The organism is Aeromicrobium sp., from assembly GCF_036675695.1.
GTDB lineage: Bacteria > Actinomycetota > Actinomycetes > Propionibacteriales > Nocardioidaceae > Aeromicrobium.
The window spans coordinates 1-3,406 of sequence record NZ_JAKFEL010000061.1; the positions used below are offsets into that span (position 1 = coordinate 1).

A 3,406-nucleotide genomic window follows, 5' to 3' on the forward strand; every position below is an offset into this window, starting at 1 on the left:
AGTCGCCCTTGTCCTGCGCAGTCAGGAACTCCTCGATCAGGTCGGCCAATATCTCCGGCTGCTCAACCGTGCTGGAATGCCCGCAATCCTTGACCTTCTTGAGCACGGAACCCTTGATGCCGGACGCGATTGACTCGGACCGGGACACAGGTGTGGCCACATCGTCCTCGCCCACGACGATCAGCGTCGGAGTCGAGATCGCGTCGAGCTCAGCTGACACGGGGAGACGGTCGACGACGCCCAGGATCGCCTTCACCATTCCGGGTCGTTCGACCGCGGAGACTCCGGCCTTCCAGCGTTCGATGACCGGCTTCGACGCCGGATCGGCGAGGAAGGTGGGTCCGAACATGAGCTTTCCAACCTTGCCTGCGAGCGGCCTGATGCCGACCACCCGATAGACCTTGGCCAGCAATCGATCCTGCTTCGCCATTGCCGGATCCTCCGGGTCAGCGCTGGTGTCGAGAAGAGTCAACGATCGAAGGAGTTCCGGCCGGCGGGCGGCAAGCCGCATACCGACGAACCCACCCATTGAAAGACCGACGTAGTGAACGGGGCCCACGCCCAGACCTTCGATGACCGCGGCCGCATCGAGCGACAGCGTGTCCATGTCGTACCCGTCCTCGGTGGCGGGTGTCTTGCCCTGACCGCGCCAGTCGATCGTCACGCAGCGATAGGTCGATCGCAGGCGCTCGATCTGCGCCTCGAACATGTGACCGCTGAAGAGCAGCCCGTGGCCGAACACGACGGTCGGAGCAGGAGGGTTCCCTGCGGGAGCGCCCGTGTCAGTGATGTTGACTTGTACGCCGTTCGCATCAATCAGAGTCATTCCCCGAGCATGGCACGTCACTATGCTGGATGCGGATCGGAGGCGACATGAAGAGCTGGACGTTCTTGCAGAAGATGAACCTCGTGCTCGGGGTGGTCTTCCTCGCACACTCAGTCGGCGGGCTGATCGTCAATCCCGACTTCGCGGTTGGCGACAGTGCCACTGCTGAGGACTTCCTCTGGATGGACTGGAACGGGTGGCACGCCCTGTCCGGCATCTTCCTCTGGGCGACGGCACTCGCAGTCGCACCCCGAGCGGACCTGTCGCGGCTATTTGCGTGGCTGATCATCGGCACCAACCTGCCCGTGGTGATCTGGATGTTGTTCGACACTGTCCCGTTCGGCCTGTTCAACCTGCCGACCACACGGGACCTGATCTTCCACGCGGCCATCGTGGCGGCGTACGCGTTGGCGCTCCTCGCGAGCCGCACGAAGGCTGCGGTTCAGATTTCGTAGCGCCCGCGCAGGTGGATCAGCGCATCTGCCTCTCCGAGCTCGACGTGCTCGACAATCCCTTCGACGAGCAGACCCCAACCGACTTCACGCGTCTGTTCGACGAGCCGTACGCCCAGCCATCCCGCGCTCTCAGTGAGCACCGGGCCCCATTCGCTGTCAGTCCAGCTGCCCAAGGTGAACGGTCCGCCTGGCGCGGGAGCTGTCCCGGCAAACGCGTCGGCCAGGAAGCGGTGATCCTGGGCCAGTACGTTGACCGACGCTGTCTCCGGTTCTGAGCTCCACCAGTTCGAGTCGGCGTCGATCACAGCCAGCACACGGGCGGGTTCGCCGTTCGCGACGATGACTGACGAGACCGTGAGTCCTGTACGACCCGCGTCGACGCCGCTCGCCCAGACCGTGACGGGCGCAGGCATACGTCCGCGCAGCTGCCGCAAAGGGTCACGATCGCCGCTCGGTGGCAGAAATGGGTGGTCGGAATGAATCGTCACGTTGTCAGCGTACGGTCTGTCGCCCTTGACTTAATTCAAGACTCATACTAAACCTGAGTCATGGCTTCTGTGATCGGCGTCGACTCATCGACGCAGTCGACGAAGGCGCTGCTGGTGGACGCCGATTCTGGCACCGTCCTGGAGAGCCAGCATTCGCCTCATCCGGCCGGCACCTCGGTGGACCCGAGGAGCTGGCTGGATGCCTTCGACAAGGCGTCAGCGGGACTGCTCGATCGTGCGGAAGCCATCGCTGTCGGTGGTCAGCAGCACGGCATGGTGGCGCTCGACGCCACTGACTCCCCCGTTCACGACGCGATCCTGTGGAACGACACGCGTTCCAGCCAGGAAGCGGTCGACCTGATCGAGGAGATGGGCGGCCCGGCCGCCTGCGCGGAGGCTGTTGGCAGCGTTCTCGTCGCATCGTTCACCTCAACCAAGCTGCGGTGGCTTCGCGATCACGAACCTGATGCGGCCGCCCGTACGAAGCGAGTCCTGCTCCCCCACGACTACGTCTCCCGTCATGTCGTCGGCGGTGGTGAGCCGTTCACGGATCGCGGCGACGCCTCAGGCACCGGCTACTTCTCGACCCGCGTCGGCGCCTGGCGGCATGACCTGGCAGAAGCGGCCATCGGCCAAACCGTCGAGCTCCCCCGCATCGTTGCCTCGTCAGACGTGGCAGCCACGACGTCGTCCGGGCTCAAAGTCGCCGCCGGCACGGGCGACAACATGGCGGCAGCCCTCGCGCTCGACCTGAAGCCAGGCGATGTCGTCGTGTCGATCGGTACGTCCGGCGTGGCGTCGGCCATCACCAACGAACCGGTCTCCGACCCGACTGGATCCGTGACCGGATTCGCGGACGCGACGTCGCGCTTTCTGCCGCTCGTTGCCACGATCAACGCCGCCCGCATTCTCGAGCTGCAGTCGACCCTGCTCGGTGTCGATCACGACGAGCTGGCTCGCCTGGCCCTTGCCGCGCCGTCCGGAGCCAACGGACTCACGATCCTCCCCTTTTACGACGGCGAACGCACGCCGAGTCGCCCAGACGCCACCGGCACCTGGGCAGGCCTCACGACGTCGACCACTCGAGAAGACCTGGCCCGGGCGGCCGTCGAGGCGTTGTTGTGCTCCCTCGCAGATGCGATCGACCACCTCAGCGCGACGACTGGAACAACGCCCCAGCGGATCCTCATGGTCGGCGGCGCAGCAAGCAATCCGGCCGTACGTGTGCTCGCTCCGGCGATCTTCGGCCGCCCCGTGACCGTCCCCGCTCCTGGCGAGTACGTCGCCCTTGGTGCTGCGCGCCAGGCAGCCTGGGCATTTGCCGGCACACCAGAACCCCCAGCTTGGGCGTCTGTCGCGTCCGAGACGTATGAAGCAGAGCCGACCCCTCTGGTGCGTGAGGCCTACGCACTCCTTCGCGACCGCGAAACCATCTAAGAAAGTGCTGCCATGAGCATCCCCACCCCATCACCGTCCGACAAATTCTCCTTCGGGCTGTGGACTGTTGCCTACCCCGGACGCGATCCGTTCGGTGAGCCGACACGTGAACCGATGGACCCGATCTACGCCCTCGAGAAGCTCAAGGAGATCGGCTCGTACGGCGTCAACTTCCACGACGACGACCTGATCCCGTTCGG

General features: G+C 65.0%; 4 protein-coding genes and 1 pseudogene. 3 read left to right on the forward strand and 2 right to left on the reverse strand.

Annotated elements, in window-relative coordinates:
- A partial coding sequence (locus V6M39_RS04210; protein ID WP_332642457.1) for an alpha/beta fold hydrolase occupies nt 1–826 on the reverse strand: 826 nt, incomplete at its 3' end.
- Nucleotides 827–873: 47 nt separating this feature from the next.
- Between V6M39_RS04210 and V6M39_RS04215 the strand changes: the two genes are divergently transcribed.
- Nucleotides 874–1,281, forward strand: a complete 408-nt coding sequence (locus V6M39_RS04215; RefSeq protein WP_332642458.1) for a DUF4383 domain-containing protein — start codon at nt 874–876, stop codon at nt 1,279–1,281.
- Here the strand turns inward: V6M39_RS04215 and V6M39_RS04220 are convergent.
- Complete coding sequence (locus tag V6M39_RS04220; RefSeq protein ID WP_332642459.1) at nt 1,269–1,769, reverse strand: flavin reductase family protein; 501 nt, start codon at nt 1,767–1,769, stop codon at nt 1,269–1,271. The two genes, V6M39_RS04215 and V6M39_RS04220, sit on opposite strands and share 13 nt — an antisense overlap.
- Nucleotides 1,770–1,829: 60 nt before the next feature.
- Between V6M39_RS04220 and xylB the strand changes: the two genes are divergently transcribed.
- Together xylB and V6M39_RS04230 are read left to right on the forward strand one after the other, a co-directional pair.
- Nucleotides 1,830–3,206 (forward strand): xylulokinase, encoded by a 1,377-nt coding sequence (gene xylB / locus V6M39_RS04225; RefSeq protein WP_332642460.1) that lies wholly within the window; start codon nt 1,830–1,832, stop codon nt 3,204–3,206.
- A 12-nt stretch (nt 3,207–3,218) separates the two neighbouring features.
- Nucleotides 3,219–3,406: pseudogene (locus V6M39_RS04230) on the forward strand (xylose isomerase); the annotation flags it as partial.